The sequence below is a fragment of the Stenotrophomonas maltophilia genome (assembly GCF_006974125.1).
Lineage (GTDB): Bacteria > Pseudomonadota > Gammaproteobacteria > Xanthomonadales > Xanthomonadaceae > Stenotrophomonas > Stenotrophomonas maltophilia_O.
Genome location: NZ_CP037858.1, coordinates 77,222 through 92,278 on the forward strand (window position 1 = coordinate 77,222; position 15,057 = coordinate 92,278).

Genomic DNA, 15,057 nt, shown 5'->3' on the forward strand with positions numbered 1-15,057 from the left:
CAGTGGTGGTCCGGAAGCGAAGAGGGGGAGCGGTGCGGGGCGATCAGCCCAGCACTTTCTGCACGGTGGCGACCAGCTGTTCCGGATTGAACGGCTTGACCAGCCAGCCGGTGGCGCCGGCGGCCTTGCCTTCGGACTTCTTGTCGGCGGCCGATTCAGTGGTCAGCATCAGCAGCGGGGTGAACTTGTAGTCCGGCAACTGGCGCAGTTCGCGGATCAGCGCGATGCCGTCCATGTTCGGCATGTTGACGTCGGTGACCACCGCATTGAAGCGCTGGCCCTTGGCGCGACCGAGCGCGACCGCGCCGTCTTCGGCTTCTTCGACGGCAAAACCGGCCGAGGTGAGGGCGAAGGAAACCATCTGGCGCATCGACGCCGAATCGTCCACCACCAAGATACGTGCGCTCATGCAGCGTTCTCCACAGATTTCAGGTTGTCATGGGTTACGTCCAGGCCCAGGGCCTGGGTGACGCCCAGCAGGCGTGCGGCGTCACGGAAGGTTGCGGTGCAACCGTGGAAGCCGGTGCCCAGGCCTGCCTCGCGGCGGGCCTGCACGAATGCACACAGCACCTGCACGGCGGCCGTGTGGATGCGGGCGACCTGGCTTGCATCCAGGGTCAGCTCGCCTGCCTGCGCCACCAGCGGGGCGAGGCGGTTCTTGAGCTCGGTGCTGCTCTCGATGCCGAGATCCTCACCCAGTTCGACAGTGCTCATCGTTGCTCCGGACAAACGGTTCCGTGATCCATAACGGCACCCCGGCAGGGTTCTTTAGAAGAATCGACGCGGTGCGTCGTTGCGGTCGCTGCTGAAAAGGGGACGGAGGGGATTAAGTCGCAAATTCCCGCGTCCCTCTGCGACTGCCAGTAGCAACGGCGACCGCGCAGTGGGGACGTAAGGTGTTGATCCAACGGATCAACTCCTTGCGTCCCCGACAGACACCGCGTCGGCGCAAAGCGCCGAGCCAGTTGCGACTTAATCCCCTCCGTCCCCTTTTTTTCCGCTCAACTCAACAGCCGTGTGGCGTCCAGCAGGATCATCGGGCGCTGGCTGACCCGGGCGACGCCGCGGAACAGATCATTGGAGATCTGGCAGATGCGGGCGGTATCCGGGGGTTCGATCTGCGAATCGGTGAGGTTGGCGACATCTTCCACGGCCGACACACGCAGGCCGATGGTCTCGCCATCCTCTTCCAGCACCACGATGCGGGTCTGGGCATCGTCTTCCGCCGCCGCGGCGCCGAGGTGCAGGCCGAGGTCCATTACCGGTACCACCTGGCCACGCAGGTTCATGATCCCGAGCATCGCCGGTGCGGTGCCGCGCAGCGGCAGCAGCGGCACCGGCAGCACGACCTCCTGCACCTTCAGCAGTTCCAGTGCATAGGCCTGGGTGCCGCAGCGCAGGCGCAGCCAGCGCGAAGTACGCTCGCCGGCGCGACGGTTCTGCGGATGCGGACTGCTGGCGGGCTGGTGCGCCTGTGCCTGCAGCTCCTGCCAGGTGCCGGGACGGCTGGTGGCCGGAGCATCCACGGCAACGCGCGGGGGCGGCGCGGCGGCGGCGCGTGCTGCTGGGACAGCCGGAGCGGGTGCAGGGCGCGGTGCCGGGGGGGCGACCACGGCCGGTGGCGGCGTGGGGACATCCTCGCCACCGGCGGCGGCTTCGAATGCTGCCTGCAGGCCAGGGCTGTCAGTGTGGGCGAGGTGATGGCTGTCGGCCGCGTCGGTCTCGTAGATCACTTCGTCGGGCAGGTCGTCCCAGGTGGGCTCTGGGCCACTCGTTGCCGCCGGAGCTGCTACGGGCTCCGTTTCGTGGATTACCTCATCGGGCAGGTCGTCCCAGGTCGGTTCGCGCTCGGGAGCGGCGACCGGCATTGCGGCGGCCTCGAATGCGGCTTCCAGTGCTGCGTTGTCCTCTGCCGGGGCAGCGGCAACAGTCTCCGTTTCGTAGATCACCTCGTCCGGCAGATCGTCCCAGGTCGGCTCGCGTTCGGGTGCAACAGTGGCGGCCTCGAATGCGGCTTCCAGTGCTGCGTCGTCCTCTGCCGGGGCGGCAGCAACAGTCCCCGTCTCGTAGATCACTTCGGCCGGCAGATCTTCCCATGTCGGCTCGCGTTCGGCGTCCGCTGCAATCGCCGGGCACGCTTCGTCGCTGGCCGGCGGCGGTGCAGCCGGTGGCGCCACGGCAATCGCTTCGCCCAGCAGTTCGTCCAGGTAGTCGTCCAGTACACCGGTGCTATTCATGCGGCCTGCTCCAGCGCGCGGGCATCCTCGCCGAGGATCCAGTTCAGGGCGCGGCGGTAGGCGGCCAGGCCACGGCCCGGGTAATCTTCGCCGACGCTGGGCAGGGTGAGGCCTGCGGCATTGCTGATGCGGGTGTCGATCGGAATCGCGTCTTCCCACACCCGGGTGCCGTGACGATCCTGCATGGTGCGCAGCGATTCGTTGCCGGCGCGGGTGCGGCGGTCGAACAGGGTCGGCAGGATCGAGATCGGCAGGGGGCGGCGGCGCGAGCGCTCGACCATCTCGCCGGTGCGGACCATGCCGTCCAGGCCATGCAGGGCCAGCGGCTCGGCCTGGGTGGGGATGATCAGGCGGTCGGCGGCGGCCAGCGCGTTGATCATCAACAGGCCAAGGGTGGGGGCACAGTCCAGCAGGATGTAGTCGTGCTGGCCCTGGTGACGCGCCAGTGCGTTCTGCAGGGCCAGGCCGAGGCCGGGTTGGTTGGCGCTGCGGCGCTCCAGCGTGGCCAGCGCCGACTGCGCGCAGACATAGTCCAGGCCGTGGATGTTGCTGGCATGGCACAGGCTGGAAAGATCCGCCGGCGGGGCGCCGAACAGTTCCAGTACGCCGGCCGGCGGCGGATCCACCGGCACGCCGAAAGCGCGGCTGAGCGAGGCATGCGGATCAAGGTCGATCAGCAGCACGCGATGGCCAAGCGCGGCCAGGCCACGGCCGAGGGCGAGGGTGGTGGTGGTCTTGCCGACTCCGCCCTTCTGGTTGGCGACTGCCCAGATGCGCATCGGTTTACTCCTTCATTGCCGGGGGAACGGCGGCGCCGACACGGCTGCCAGCCGGCACCGGCGGCAACTTCACCGGTGCGATGGGGGAGGTGGGGGCGGCAGCCGGAGTTGCGGCGGCTTGTTCGGTGGCGCTGTTGTCGGCGGCGCCGGTGGCCGCATTGAGGCGCTGGCCAAGTGGATCCACCGAATGCGAGGTGTCGGCCAGGATGATGACCATCACCCGGCGGTTGCGGTTGCGCCCCTGCGCGCTGTCGTTCTCTTCGCGCGGACGGAACTGGCCATAGCCGACCATTGCCAGTCGCGACGGCTGCACGCCCTGGTCGGCGAACAGGTGCACCACGCTGGCTGCGCGTCCAGCCGACAGCTCCCAGTTCGACGGGAAGGTGGCGGTGGCGATCGGCACGTTGTCGGTATGGCCTTCCACGCGCACGCTGTTGGGCACGTCACGCAGCACCTCGGCCAGGCTGGCCAGCGTCTGCCGTGCATGCACGTCCAGCGCGGCCGAGCCGGTGGGGAACAGGATGTCGCTGTTGATCTCCACTTCGATCCACAGTTCGGTGCGGCGCACGCTGATCATGCCGCGGTCGATCAGTGGCGCCAGCGCGGCGGTGAGGCGGTCGGCGATGCTGTTGAGCTGGCGCTCGGCACGGGCGATCTGTTCCTGGTTGTGCACCGAAACAGGCATGCGCATCTGCGAGGCCATCGACGGCAGCAGGGTCGGGTCGTGCGAGGGTGCCGGCGCGGACGGGCCGACCTTGGTGCCGGACTTGATCACCGACGGGCTGTCCCAGCCGCCGCCCTGCACCTGCTTGTTGCCGACCTGCACCGGGTTGATCGTGCGCGGCGCACCACCAAAGGCATCGGTGAGCGCGTCGGCCATGATCCGGTACTTGCCCTCGTTGACCGAGGAGATCGCGTACATGACCACGAAGAAGGCGAGCAGCAGCGTCATCAGGTCGGCATAGGGGATCGCCCATGCTTCATGGTTGGCGTGCTCTTCGTGGTGCTTGCGGCGGGCCATGTCAGTGCAGGAAGCCGGAGAGGTTGGTTTCGATGTTGCGCGGGTTCTCGCCCTGGGCGATCGAGATCAGGCCTTCGATGACCATCTCGCGATCGCGGGTGTTGTGCGAGATCACACTCTTGAGCTTGGCCGCGATCGGCAGGAACAACAGGTTGGCCGAGGCGATGCCGTAGATGGTGGCGGTGAACGCAGCGGCGATGCCGTGGCCCAGCTTGCTCGGGTCGGCCAGGTTCTTCATCACGGCAATGAGGCCGAGGACCGCACCGATGATGCCCAGCGTGGGTGCGTAGATGCCCATCGCTTCGAAGACCTTGGCGCCGGCCTGGTCCTGGTGTTCCTGGCTGCCCAGTTCGATCTCCAGCATGTGACGCATCGATTCGGGTTCAACGCCGTCCACCAGCAGCTGCAGGCCCTTGCGCAGGAACGGGTCCTGCTGCGCTTCCACCTGCGATTCCAGGCCCAGCAGGCCCTGGCGACGGGCGATGTTGCTCCACTCGACGATCTGCTGGATCAGTTCGCGGCGATCACTGTGTGGCGGGCGCACGACCCAGCGCACGATCTTGAAGGCATGCTTGAACACCGCCGGCGAGGTATGCAGCAGGATCGCGGCGACGGTGCCGACGATGACGATCACGAACGCCGCAGGCGACCACAACGACGCCAGGCCGGCGCCCTTGAGGATGCTGCCACCGACCAGCGAGGCCAGGGCGAGAAAGAGTCCAATGAGGCTGAGTCTATCCATGGTTCCGGTATCGGCTTGTATGAATGGGACTTGAGACACCGGGAGAGCGCGTACAGACGGTAGTCACAGTTTTCGGGTCGCCGGGCCATGCCCGGCGGGGTTTCAGCGTATGCCGTCCACGTCCAGGATCAGTGCCATGCGACCATCGCCGATCAAGGTTGCACCGGCATAACCGCGCAGGCCGCGCAGGGCTTTGGGCAGTGGCTTGATGACCACTTCCTCGCGCCCGCGCACCTGGTCCACGACCAGTCCGAAGCGCGCTTCACCGGCCTGCAGCACCACGATGGTCAGCAGGGTCGACGCGGCGGGCGTCACATCCAGCCACTGGCGCAGGTCGACCAGCGGCAGGGTGTGCGAGCGGCGATCGAGCACGGCGCGGCCATCGAACCAGCCCAGCGAGGTGCGCGGCGCGTGAAGCACTTCCATCACGCGTGCCAGCGGTAGCGCGTAGACGTCCTCGCCGGCCTGCACCAGCAGGGTCGGCAGGATCGCGAGGGTGAGCGGCACGCGGATCAGGAAGCGGCTGCCACGGCCCAGCTCCGACTGGATCTGGATCTGGCCGCTCAGTTCGCGGATGCGTGACTGCACCACGTCCATGCCCACGCCGCGGCCGGAGATGTCGGTGACCTGCTGCTTGGTCGAGAAGCCGGGCAGGAACACGAGATGCAGGCATTCCTCGCTGCTCAGGCGGGCAGCGGCCTCCGGGTCGATCAGGCCCTTCTCGCGCGCCTTGGCACGCAGCTTCTCGGGGTCGATGCCGGCGCCATCGTCCTGCACCTCGATGCTGACGTAGTCACCTTCCTGCTGGGCGGACAGGCGCACATGGCCCATCCGCGGCTTGCCCTGTGCTTCACGCAGGTCGGGCATTTCCACGCCGTGGTCGATGGCGTTGCGGACCAGGTGCACCAGCGGGTCGGCCAGCGCTTCGACCAGGTTGCGGTCGAGCTCGGTCTCGGCACCGACCAGCTCAAGGTCCACTTCCTTCTTCAGCGAGCGGGCGACGTCGCGGGCGACCTTGGGGAAGCGCGAGAACACTTTGCCCACCGGCTGCATGCGGGTACGCATCACCGCCGACTGCAGGCGCGCAGTGGCGATGTCCAGCGTCGATACGGCGCGATCCAGCTCCTCGTCGCGCAGGCGTGCACGGAGGGTCTTCAGGCGGTTGCGGGAAAGCACCAGTTCGCCGATCAGGTTGACGATCGCATCCAGGCGCTTGGTGTCCACGCGCACGGTGTGCTCGGCCTCGGCCATCGGCTTGGCCGCTGGCTTGGCTGCGGGCGCCGGGACAGGTGCCGGGCGCGGTGCGGCGGCGGGTGCCGCCGCGATGGCGGCAGCAGGCTTCGCGCCTGGCGCAGCACCGCCGTGCAGCTGGTCCAGCAGGGCTTCGAACTCGTCTTCGCTGATCAGGCCGTCGTCGGCCTTCTTCGCTGGCGCGACCGCGGTCGGCGCGTTGCCGCCGTGCAGCTGATCGAGCAGGGCCTCGAATTCGTCGTCGGTGATCAGGTCGCTGCCGCCTGCCGCAGGCGCGGCCGCAGCGACCGGCGCGGCAGTGCCACCGTGCATGTCGAACTGCGCGATCAGGTCCGGCGGCGCATAGCCCGGCTCGGTACCGGAGGACACGGCGTCCAGCATCGACTGCAGGTAGTCCAGCGACTGCTGGGCGGCGTCGAAGTGGTGGGCCTGCAGTACCGCCTGCCCGGCACGCGCGATGCCCAGGGCTTCTTCAGCGGCGTGGCACAGCTCGACCATGGCGGTGACGCCAAGGAAGCCGGCGCCGCCCTTGAGCGTGTGGTAGCCGCGGAACACCGCGTTGAGTTGCTCGGTGTCCTGCGGTGCCTGCTCCAGCGACACCAGCTGTTCGCCCAGGCGATCCAGGATTTCCTGGGCCTCGATGATGAAATCGGCAGTGATGTCGTCGGATACCGCGCTCATGCTTACAGCCCCAGATCCGACAACAGGTCGTCGGCGTCGTTCTGCGAGACCGCGTGGCGGTCCAGTCCCTTCAGTGCCGGCCCGGCCAGTTCCGGATCGGTGCGATGCTGTTCCGGCGGCAGGCCGAGTGCGCCAAAGCCCTCGTGCACGCGGCGGACGATGCCGACCACGCGACGGATGATCTGCCCGGTCAGGTCCTGGTAGCTCTGGGTCAGGGCGATCTCGGTCAGGTTGTGGCGGATGCGCTCGAGCTGCGTGTCCTGGCCCGGCTGCAGGCCTTCGGCGCGCAGTTGTTCGGTCAGGCTGCGGCATTCCTCGGCCAGGTCCAGGGTGCGGTGCGTGGCCTGTTCGGTCATCGCCACCACGTGGTCAAGGCGTGCGCAGGCGTCGTCCAGTTCACCGGCCTCGCTGGGTACGGTCGGCAGTTCACCCAGTGCCTGTCCCAGCTCGCGGGCCAGCCGCGAGAGGCCGCTCATCATCGGCTGCGTACGCAGCGCGACCAGTCCGTCGATGCGTTGCCGCCAGGCGGCTTCGTCACCGGACTCCAGGGCGTCCAGGGCTTCCTGCAGGCGCAGGGCGAGGGCGTTCTTGTCGACCGTGGTATCCATCAGGCGCTGGCCGCCAGGCGTTCGAAGATCTTGCCGAGCTTCTCTTCCAGCGTCTGCGCGGTGAACGGCTTGATGATGTAGCCGTTCACGCCGTTCTGGGCGGCTTCGATGATCTGCTCGCGCTTGGCTTCGGCGGTGACCATCAGTACCGGCAGGGTCTTCAGCTTGGCATCGGCGCGGATCGCCTTCAGCAGTTCGATGCCGGTCATCACCGGCATGTTCCAGTCGGTGACCACGAAATCGAACGGCTGGCTCTGCAGCAGCGACAGCGCGGCATGCCCGTCCTCGGCTTCGGCGGTGTTGGTGAAGCCCAGATCGCCCAGCAGGTTCTTGACGATTCGACGCATGGTCGAGAAGTCGTCGACGATCAGGATGCGCATGTTCTTGTTCAAAGCAGAGTTCCTTTGTTGTTCATTCCGGGCGGCCGGGGGCAGCCGCCTCGGGCATGTTCATTCTTCCAGGCCGGCGTCGGCGGCCTCGAAGATTTTCAATCGGCCACGCAGGCGCAGTACCGCCTGGCCATGGATCTGGCAGACCCGCGACTCGCTCACGCCGAGCACCGCGCCGATCTCCTTCAGGTTCAGTTCCTGCTCGTAATAGAGCGAGAGCACCAGCTGTTCGCGCTCGGGCAGGTGGCCGATGGCCTTGCCCAGCTCGCGGCCGAACTCGCCGCGCTCCAGCACCTGCTGCGGGGTCGGGCCGCCCTGGGCGACGGTGTCCAGCTCGCCCTGGTCCTCGATGCGCGACTCCAGGCTCAGCACCTGGCCGCGTGCGGCGTCTTCCATCAACCGCAGGTATTCGGGCAGCGGCATCTCCATCGCGGCGGCCACTTCGGTGGCGCTGGCGGCGCGGCCACTGCTCTGTTCCAGGCGGCGGATGGTGGCGGCGGCATCGCGGGCACGCCGGTGCACCGAGCGCGGCACCCAGTCGCCACGGCGGATCTCGTCGATCATCGAACCGCGGATGCGGATCGAGGCATAGGTTTCGAACGAGGCGCCCTGGTCGGCGTCGTAGCTGCGCGAGGCTTCGATCAGGCCCATCATGCCGGCCTGGATCAGGTCGTCCACTTCAACGCTGGCCGGCAACCGCGCAGCCAGGTGGTGGGCGATGCGCCGCACCAGGTCCGAGTGCTGGGCGATGACCTCGTTGGCCGCCGAGCGCTGGACCTCCCGGTACTGGGCTGCGCCTTTCATGCGGCCACCCCGCGCTGCTTGAGGATGCGCTCGAGGAAGAACTCGACGCCGCCACGCGGTTCGGTCGGCGCCTGCCAGCGTGCGGTGCGGCGCGCGATCTCGGTGATCGCCAGCGCGGCCGGGCTGGACGGATAGGCCTTCACCACCGGCTGCTGGCGCTGCACCGACAGGCGCAGCCAGTCATCCTGCGGCACGCAGCCCAGGTAGTTCAGCGAGACATCGGCGAGGAACTTCTCGCAGACGCGGGTCAGCTTTTCGTACAGCACGCGGCCCTCGTTCGGGTCGCGCACCATGTTGGCCACCACCTGGATGCGGTCCACGCCGCGCTCGCGCGAGAGCACCTTGATCAGCGCATAGGCGTCGGTGATCGAAGCCGGTTCGTCACAGACCACCACCACGGTGTCCTGCGCGGCCTGGCAGAAGGTCAGTACGCCGTCGGTGATGCCCGCGGCGGTGTCGACCACCATGATGTCCAGTTCACGTTCCAGCTCAGAGAACACGTTGACCAGGCCGACGTGCTCGGCCGGGGCCAGCTCGGCCATGTGCCGGCGGCCGGATGCGGCCGGCACCACCAGCACGCCGTTCGGGCCTTCGACGATGACGTCGTCCAGCGAGCAGCGACCGGCGACCAGGTCGGCCAGCGTAAAGGTGGGGTTCAGCCCCAGGATCACGTCGATGTTGGCCAGGCCAAGGTCGGCGTCCAGCAGCAGCGTGCGCTTGCCCATGCCGGCCAGTGCCACGGCCAGGTTCGCGGACACATTCGTCTTGCCCACGCCGCCCTTGCCGCCGGTCACGGCAATGGTGCGCACAGGGCCGAGCGGCTCGCTGCGGGTCGCCGACAGCGGGAAGGTCTTGGTCAGCTTGGCGTACTCACGCGACGGCATGGTTCAACTCCGGGTTGCAGGGCATATCGGCCGCTCGGCGCAAATCTTCAAGGCGAAGTACAAGATTGGCTGCACTGGCCCGGTGCAGGTCGTCCGGAACGTCCTGGCCATCGGTCACCCAGGTGATCGGCAGGGCGTGGTCCACGGCCACCGACAGGGCGTTGCCGAAGCGGCCGGTCTCGTCCAGCTTGCTCAGCACCAGGCCCTGCAGGTTGGCGGCGCCGAAGCGGCGGACCACCTCGTCCATGTCGCCGAAGCTGGTGTTGGCCGGCAGCACCAGCAGGGTGCGCACCTGGCGGGCGGCGCGCAGCCACTGCAGCTGGGCGGCCAGTGCGCGGTCGCGCGGGCCCAGCCCGGCGGTGTCGATCAGCACCAGCTTGTAGTCCTTCAGGCGTTCCAGCAGCTGGTCCAGGTCGGTGCCGCTGTTGGCTTCGTGCACGGCGATGCCGAGCTGGCGGCCGTAGCCGTACAGCTGCTCGCGGGCGCCGATGCGGGTGGTGTCGGTGGTCACCAGGGCGACGTCACGCGGCGCGTGTTTCTCGGCGAAGCGCGAGGCCAGCTTGGCGATGGTGGTGGTCTTGCCGGCGCCAGTCGGGCCGACCAGGGCGATCACGCCGCCTTCTTCCAGCGGGTCGACCGGGGCGATCGGCAGCTTGCGCGAGATCAGCCCCAGCATCAGGCCGCGACCACGGTGGGCTTCGGTCTCCAGCGGAATCTGCATGGCCACGTCGCGGGCCAGGCCGGCATCAAAGCCGTACTCGTCCATCAGGTCCAGCGCGGTGGCGCGTACCGGGCAGCCTCGCAGGCGCTCGTCGGTGAAGCGGTTCATCTCGCGCTCGATCACCTGGCGCATGCCGGCCACTTCCTGGCGCAGCTGGCGGATCTCGGCGTCGTCCTGGGCGACCACGGTCAGCGTCGGTGCCGGGGCCAGCACGGGGGCCGGACTGGCTTCGGCGACGGCTTCGAGCGCTGCCGGTTCGCTGGCGGCGATGTCAGGCTGGACATCGGCCATGGCAGCGCCCGGCAGCGGCGGCGGCTGCACGGCGGGGGGCACGCTTTCGTGATGCGTGTCGTGCGGCGGGTCGATCTGGAAGCGGGCGCGGTTGGCCGGCGCGGTGACGGCCGGGCCCGGTGCGACGATGGCCTCGGCGAACGGGGCGAAGATCTGTTCGGGCAGCGCCGGTTCGTTGACGGCGGCGCGCGCCAGGGTGGCTGCGAAGCCGGTGCTGCCGCGGGTCGGCACGATCTCGTCGGCGCTGTCCAGGGTGCGGCCGGTGGCACCCACGGCCGCACGGGCGAGGGCGGCCACGGCCGAGGTGGTGGCGGCCACCGGCTCCGGCGCCGGGGCAGCGCTGCGGCGGCGGGTCACCGCAGCGATCACAGCATCGGCGGCGGTACGCGGCTTGGGTGCCGGCGGAGGAGCGACGTCACGACGCGAGGCTTCCAGTGCGCGCTGCACGGCGCTCTCGTCGTAGTTGGCGGCGGCGACGATCTCGATGCCTTCCTCGATCCGGCGGTTGGACAGGATCACGGCGTCAGGACCATGTTCCTTGCGCACCAGGTTCATGGCCGAGCGCATGTCGGCGGCGACGAATCGTTTGATTTTCATGCTGTGGTCACGGGACGAAGACGGCGGGGTGGCGGTCGGAGAACTCGGGTGGTCGGTGGTCTGCACGGTGCGGGTTCCCCTTGGTATCTGTCTGTTGCGTTGGTTCGAAAGTGGTGTCTGTTTTCTGGCGCATCGGCGGGCGGCGTCAGCTGATCGTTCCGACCAGCTTCAGGCGCTTGTCCTCCGGCACCTCGCTGTAGGCCAGGACCGACAGCGACGGAACGCTGTGGCGGACCAGACGCGCCAGCGCGGCGCGCACCGGGCCCGGTACCAGCACGACCGCCGGCTCGTTTCGCGCTTCCTGCTTGCTGACACATTCGGCCAGGCTCTGGTGCAGTCGCTCCGCGAGTCCGGGTTCCAGCGCGGCGCCGTTGCCCTGCGTGGACTCCTGCAAGACACGTTCCAATTGCGGGTTGAGGGTGAACACCGGCAGCTCCGCCGACATTCCGGCGATCTCCTGCACGATGAAGCGGCCCAGTGCGGTGCGCACGGCAGCGGTCAGCACTGCCGGGTCCTGGCTGCTGGGCGCGTGTTCGACCAGTGCCTCGGCGATCTTGCGCAGCTGGCGGATCGGAATGCGCTCCACCAGCAGGTTCTGCAGCACGCGCACCACCGCCGACAGCGGCAGCGCCTTCGGTGTCAGATCTTCGACGAGCTTGGGCGCGCTCTTGGCCAGGTTGGCCAGCAGGTGCTGCACTTCCTCGTGGCCGAGCAGTTCCGGCGCGTGTTCGCGGATCAGGTGCGAGAGGTGGGTAGCGACCACCGTGGCCGGGTCGACCACGGTGTAGCCCAGCGTCTCGGCCTGGGCACGCTGGTGCGGCTGGATCCAGGTGGCATCCAGGCCGAACGCGGGGTCCTTGCCGGCGATGCCTTCCAGCGCGCCGAGGGCACTGCCGGGGTCCAGCGCCAGTTCGCGGTCCGGGTGGATCTCGGCGGTGGCCACTGGCACGCCATGCACCAGCACGCGGTAGCCGTTGGCCGGCAGTTCCAGGTTGTCGCGGATGTGCACCGAGGGAATCAGGAAGCCAACGTCCTGGGTCAGCTTGCGGCGCACGCCCTTGATGCGCGCCATCAGTTCGCCCCCCTGGTTGCTGTCCACCAGCGGGATCAGCCGGTAGCCGACCTCCAGGCCCAGCGGATCGACCGGGCGCAGCTCGTCCCAGCTCAGTTCGGCGGTCGGTGCCGGCGCGGCCGGGCGGCCCAGCGCATTGAGTGCGGCGGCATCGGTGCCGCCGGCCGCGGCGTCGGCAGCCGGAGCCTTGCCCTTGCGATAGACCTTCCAGGCGATGAAGCCGAGGATCGCGGACAGCGTCAGGAAAGCGACGTTGGGCATGCCCGGCACCAGGCCGACCACGCCGATGATGCCGGCGGTGATCGCCAGCGCCCGGTACTGGCCGAACACCTGGCCGGTCATGGCCTGGGCCATGTCCTGCGAACGCGAGGCGCGGGTGACCAGCATGGCCACGGCGCTGGAGACCAGCAGGGCCGGCAGCTGCGCCACCAGGCCGTCACCGATCGACAGCAGGGTGTAGGTGGCAGCGGCCTCGCCGAACGGCATGCCATGCTGCAGCACGCCCACCGCCAGGCCGCCGAGCATGTTGATGAACAGGATCAGGATGCCGGCGATGGCGTCGCCGCGGATGAATTTGCTGGCACCGTCCATCGCGCCGTAGAAGTCGGCTTCCTCGCGGACTTCCTCGCGGCGCAGCTTGGCTTCTTCACGCGTCAGCAAACCGGCGTTGAGGTCGGCGTCGATCGCCATCTGCTTGCCGGGCATGGCGTCCAGGATGAAGCGCGCGGTCACTTCAGAGACGCGGCCGGCGCCCTTGGTGATCACCACGAAGTTGATGATGGTCAGGATCGCGAACACCACGATGCCGACCGCGTAGTTGCCGCCGATCACGAATTCGCCGAAGGCGGCGATGACCTTGCCCGCGGCGTCGTGGCCGTTCTGGCCGTTGAGCAGGATCACGCGGGTGGAGGCGACGTTCAGCGCCAGCCGCAGCATGGTGGTGATCAGCAGCACGATCGGGAAGATGGTGAAATCCAGCGGGCGCTTCACGTAGACCACCGCCAGCAGCACCATCAGCGAGATGGCGATGTTGAAGGTGAACAGCGCGTCGAGCACCGGCGCGGCCAGCGGCACCACGACCATGGCCAGCAGGGCCAGCACGATCAGCGGCGCGCCAAGGCCCTGGCGGATCATTTCCAGGGCGCGGCGGGTGTTGAATCCGGTGGAGGGCTGGGCGCTCACGGGCGGCCTCCCTTGCCGAATTCATCCACCTGGATGTGCGGGGCGTCCGGCATCGGGCCAGTGCGCCAGGCGCGCAGCTGGTAGACGTAGGACAGGACCTGGGCGACGGCCGAATACAGTCTCACGGGGATTTCCTTTCCGAGTTGGCCTTCCCGATACAAGGCGCGTGCCAAAGGCGGGGCAGAGACAATCGCGACCTTGTTGCCGTCGGCCACTTCACGGATGCGCAGGGCGGTCTCGTCCACGCCCAGGGCGACCACGGTCGGGGCGTTCATGGCCCCGCCTTCGTACTTCAGGGCCACCGCGTAGTGGGTGGGGTTGACCACCACCACGTCGGCGGTGGGCACTGCTTCCATCATCCGGCGGTTGGCCAACTGCTGCTGCAGCTGGCGGATGCGGCCCTTCACCTCCGGGCTGCCTTCGCTTTCCTTCATTTCCCGGCGCAGCTCTTCACGGGTCATCTTCAGCTTGCGCATCCAGTTCCAGCGCTGGTAGGGCGCGTCGATGGCGGCCAGTACCAGCATGGCGCCGGCAGTGGCCAGCAGCAGCCGCAGGGTGAAGCCGAGGCCGTCGGTGATGGCCGTTTCCAGCGGGTGGTGGATCAGCCCGCGCAGGGTGTCGAAGCCGGTCCAGACCACCAGCCCGGCGGCGACGCCGACGAAGGCTACGCGCAGCAGCGACTTGGTGAACTCGGCGATGGCCTCCGGGCCGTACAGGCGCTTGAGCCCGCTCATCGGGTTCATGCGGTTGAAGTCCGGCAGCATCGCTTTCTGCGACCAGCGCAGGCCACCCATCACCAGCGGTGCGACGAAGCTGGCCAGCAGGCAGACCAGCACCAGCGGCGCGATCACCAGCATGAACTGCAGCAGCAGGTCGCCGAAGTGGCCGAACAGTTCCTTCGGGTTCTGCCGCAGGCTCTGTTCCGGGCTCAGCGCCTGCTTCATCCAGGTCGCGGCACCACGGCCGATCGAGCCGCTCATCGCCATCACCGCCAGCACGCCGGCGCCGAACACGGCGGCCGTGCCGAGCTCGCGCGAGCGCGGCAGGTTGCCCTGTTCACGGGCGTCGCGCAGGCGTTTTTCGGTAGGTTGTTCGGTCTTTTCGCCGGCGGATTCGTTCTCGGACATCACGGGGCACTACGGCAGGGGATGCCGGGGTGCCTGCAAGAACCGTTCCGCTAGCCGTCAGTCGCGAACGGCAGCACTGTGTGTCTGCTCCTGCTCACTCTGGCGTTCGCAGTGCCCTATGCGCTGCCGCGCTATCGCATTTAGCGGGCGGGGAAGATCGTTCAACTGCTGCTGTAGAAGGGGGCAGCTAGCAGCTACATGAGGCATGATGGCAAGACACGCAGAAGAGAAGGGCGATGCTGAATGGATTGCAGGATGGGATATCGCAGCAATGAGCTTTGACATAGTCGTTTTGAAGCTGGAAGACCTCGGTGAAAAAGACCTGTCCAATGTTGAGGCTGTGCAGGATATCGGGTGTCCCCAGGCCGTAATCGCATCATTGGAGTTGGTGTTCCCCGGATGTGTCCAAGGTGCATTCTCGGATGGTGAGCGCTACTCGCTCGAGTCCGCTCTAAATGGAGACCCGGTGAGCTCCATACACCTTACTCTTGGATTCGGTCGAGCATGGTCTGAGGCAGCCAATGCTGAGTTCATGGCCCTGCTTTCAACACTTTGCCAGAGGTTGCAGTCAGTCGCTTTTGCGGTCTCCGACAACTCGAGGCTCGCTCCTCCCTACCCGGTCACGCTGGATTGATTTGCTCACGCCGGGCTGGCCCAGGCGCGCGGCCGTG

General features: G+C 67.8%; 15 protein-coding genes. 1 reads left to right on the top strand and 14 read right to left on the bottom strand.

Going from position 1 to position 15,057, the window contains the following annotated elements:
• Window positions 1-43: 43 nt before the first annotated feature.
• The 14 genes from EZ304_RS00305 to flhB all read right to left on the bottom strand — a co-directional run bounded on the left by EZ304_RS00305 (window position 44) and on the right by flhB (window position 14,386).
• On the bottom strand, window positions 44-409 hold the full coding sequence (locus EZ304_RS00305; RefSeq protein ID WP_005409521.1) for a response regulator: 366 nt from the start codon (window positions 407-409) through the stop codon (window positions 44-46).
• A complete protein-coding gene (locus EZ304_RS00310; RefSeq protein WP_005409522.1) occupies window positions 406-714 on the bottom strand; it encodes an STAS domain-containing protein in 309 nt (102 codons plus the stop codon). Before EZ304_RS00310 ends, EZ304_RS00305 begins: the two co-directional genes overlap by 4 nt.
• A gap of 287 nt (window positions 715-1,001) precedes the next feature.
• Complete coding sequence (locus tag EZ304_RS00315; RefSeq protein WP_142805912.1) at window positions 1,002-2,237, bottom strand: chemotaxis protein CheW; 1,236 nt, start codon at window positions 2,235-2,237, stop codon at window positions 1,002-1,004.
• On the bottom strand, window positions 2,234-3,016 hold the full coding sequence (locus EZ304_RS00320) for a ParA family protein (protein ID WP_126930403.1): 783 nt from the start codon (window positions 3,014-3,016) through the stop codon (window positions 2,234-2,236). Before EZ304_RS00320 ends, EZ304_RS00315 begins: the two co-directional genes overlap by 4 nt.
• 4 nt (window positions 3,017-3,020) lie before the next feature.
• Window positions 3,021-4,037, bottom strand: coding sequence for a flagellar motor protein MotD (gene motD, locus EZ304_RS00325; RefSeq protein ID WP_099552072.1), 1,017 nt, complete (start codon window positions 4,035-4,037; stop codon window positions 3,021-3,023).
• A gap of 1 nt (window position 4,038) precedes the next feature.
• A complete protein-coding gene (locus tag EZ304_RS00330) occupies window positions 4,039-4,779 on the bottom strand; it encodes a flagellar motor protein (RefSeq protein WP_005409527.1) in 741 nt (246 codons plus the stop codon).
• A 102-nt stretch (window positions 4,780-4,881) separates the two neighbouring features.
• The gene (locus EZ304_RS00335; protein ID WP_142805913.1) at window positions 4,882-6,711 is read right to left on the bottom strand and encodes a chemotaxis protein CheA; all 1,830 of its coding nucleotides are present in this window, start codon (window positions 6,709-6,711) and stop codon (window positions 4,882-4,884) included.
• A gap of 2 nt (window positions 6,712-6,713) precedes the next feature.
• Complete coding sequence (locus EZ304_RS00340) at window positions 6,714-7,319, bottom strand: protein phosphatase CheZ (protein ID WP_099552070.1); 606 nt, start codon at window positions 7,317-7,319, stop codon at window positions 6,714-6,716.
• Entirely contained in the window at window positions 7,319-7,711 is a 393-nt protein-coding gene (gene cheY, locus EZ304_RS00345) for a chemotaxis response regulator CheY (RefSeq protein WP_005413247.1), read from the bottom strand. The genes EZ304_RS00340 and cheY overlap by 1 nt, the downstream gene beginning before the upstream one ends.
• Before the next feature lie 57 nt (window positions 7,712-7,768).
• Window positions 7,769-8,512 (bottom strand): RNA polymerase sigma factor FliA, encoded by a 744-nt coding sequence (locus EZ304_RS00350; protein WP_005413248.1) that lies wholly within the window; start codon window positions 8,510-8,512, stop codon window positions 7,769-7,771.
• Window positions 8,509-9,396 carry a MinD/ParA family ATP-binding protein gene (locus EZ304_RS00355; RefSeq protein WP_005409532.1) on the bottom strand — a complete coding sequence of 296 codons (888 nt, stop codon included), beginning with the start codon at window positions 9,394-9,396 and terminating at the stop codon, window positions 8,509-8,511. Before EZ304_RS00355 ends, EZ304_RS00350 begins: the two co-directional genes overlap by 4 nt.
• Window positions 9,383-11,005 carry a flagellar biosynthesis protein FlhF gene (gene flhF, locus EZ304_RS00360; RefSeq protein ID WP_142805914.1) on the bottom strand — a complete coding sequence of 541 codons (1,623 nt, stop codon included), beginning with the start codon at window positions 11,003-11,005 and terminating at the stop codon, window positions 9,383-9,385. The genes EZ304_RS00355 and flhF overlap by 14 nt, the downstream gene beginning before the upstream one ends.
• Before the next feature lie 145 nt (window positions 11,006-11,150).
• On the bottom strand, window positions 11,151-13,211 hold the full coding sequence (gene flhA, locus EZ304_RS00365) for a flagellar biosynthesis protein FlhA (protein ID WP_180853118.1): 2,061 nt from the start codon (window positions 13,209-13,211) through the stop codon (window positions 11,151-11,153).
• A 44-nt stretch (window positions 13,212-13,255) separates the two neighbouring features.
• A complete protein-coding gene (flhB, locus tag EZ304_RS00370) occupies window positions 13,256-14,386 on the bottom strand; it encodes a flagellar biosynthesis protein FlhB (protein WP_142805915.1) in 1,131 nt (376 codons plus the stop codon).
• A 208-nt stretch (window positions 14,387-14,594) separates the two neighbouring features.
• Between flhB and EZ304_RS00375 the strand changes: the two genes are divergently transcribed.
• Window positions 14,595-15,020 (top strand): hypothetical protein, encoded by a 426-nt coding sequence (locus tag EZ304_RS00375; RefSeq protein WP_260678166.1) that lies wholly within the window; start codon window positions 14,595-14,597, stop codon window positions 15,018-15,020.
• The last annotated feature ends 37 nt before the right edge of the window (window positions 15,021-15,057 follow it).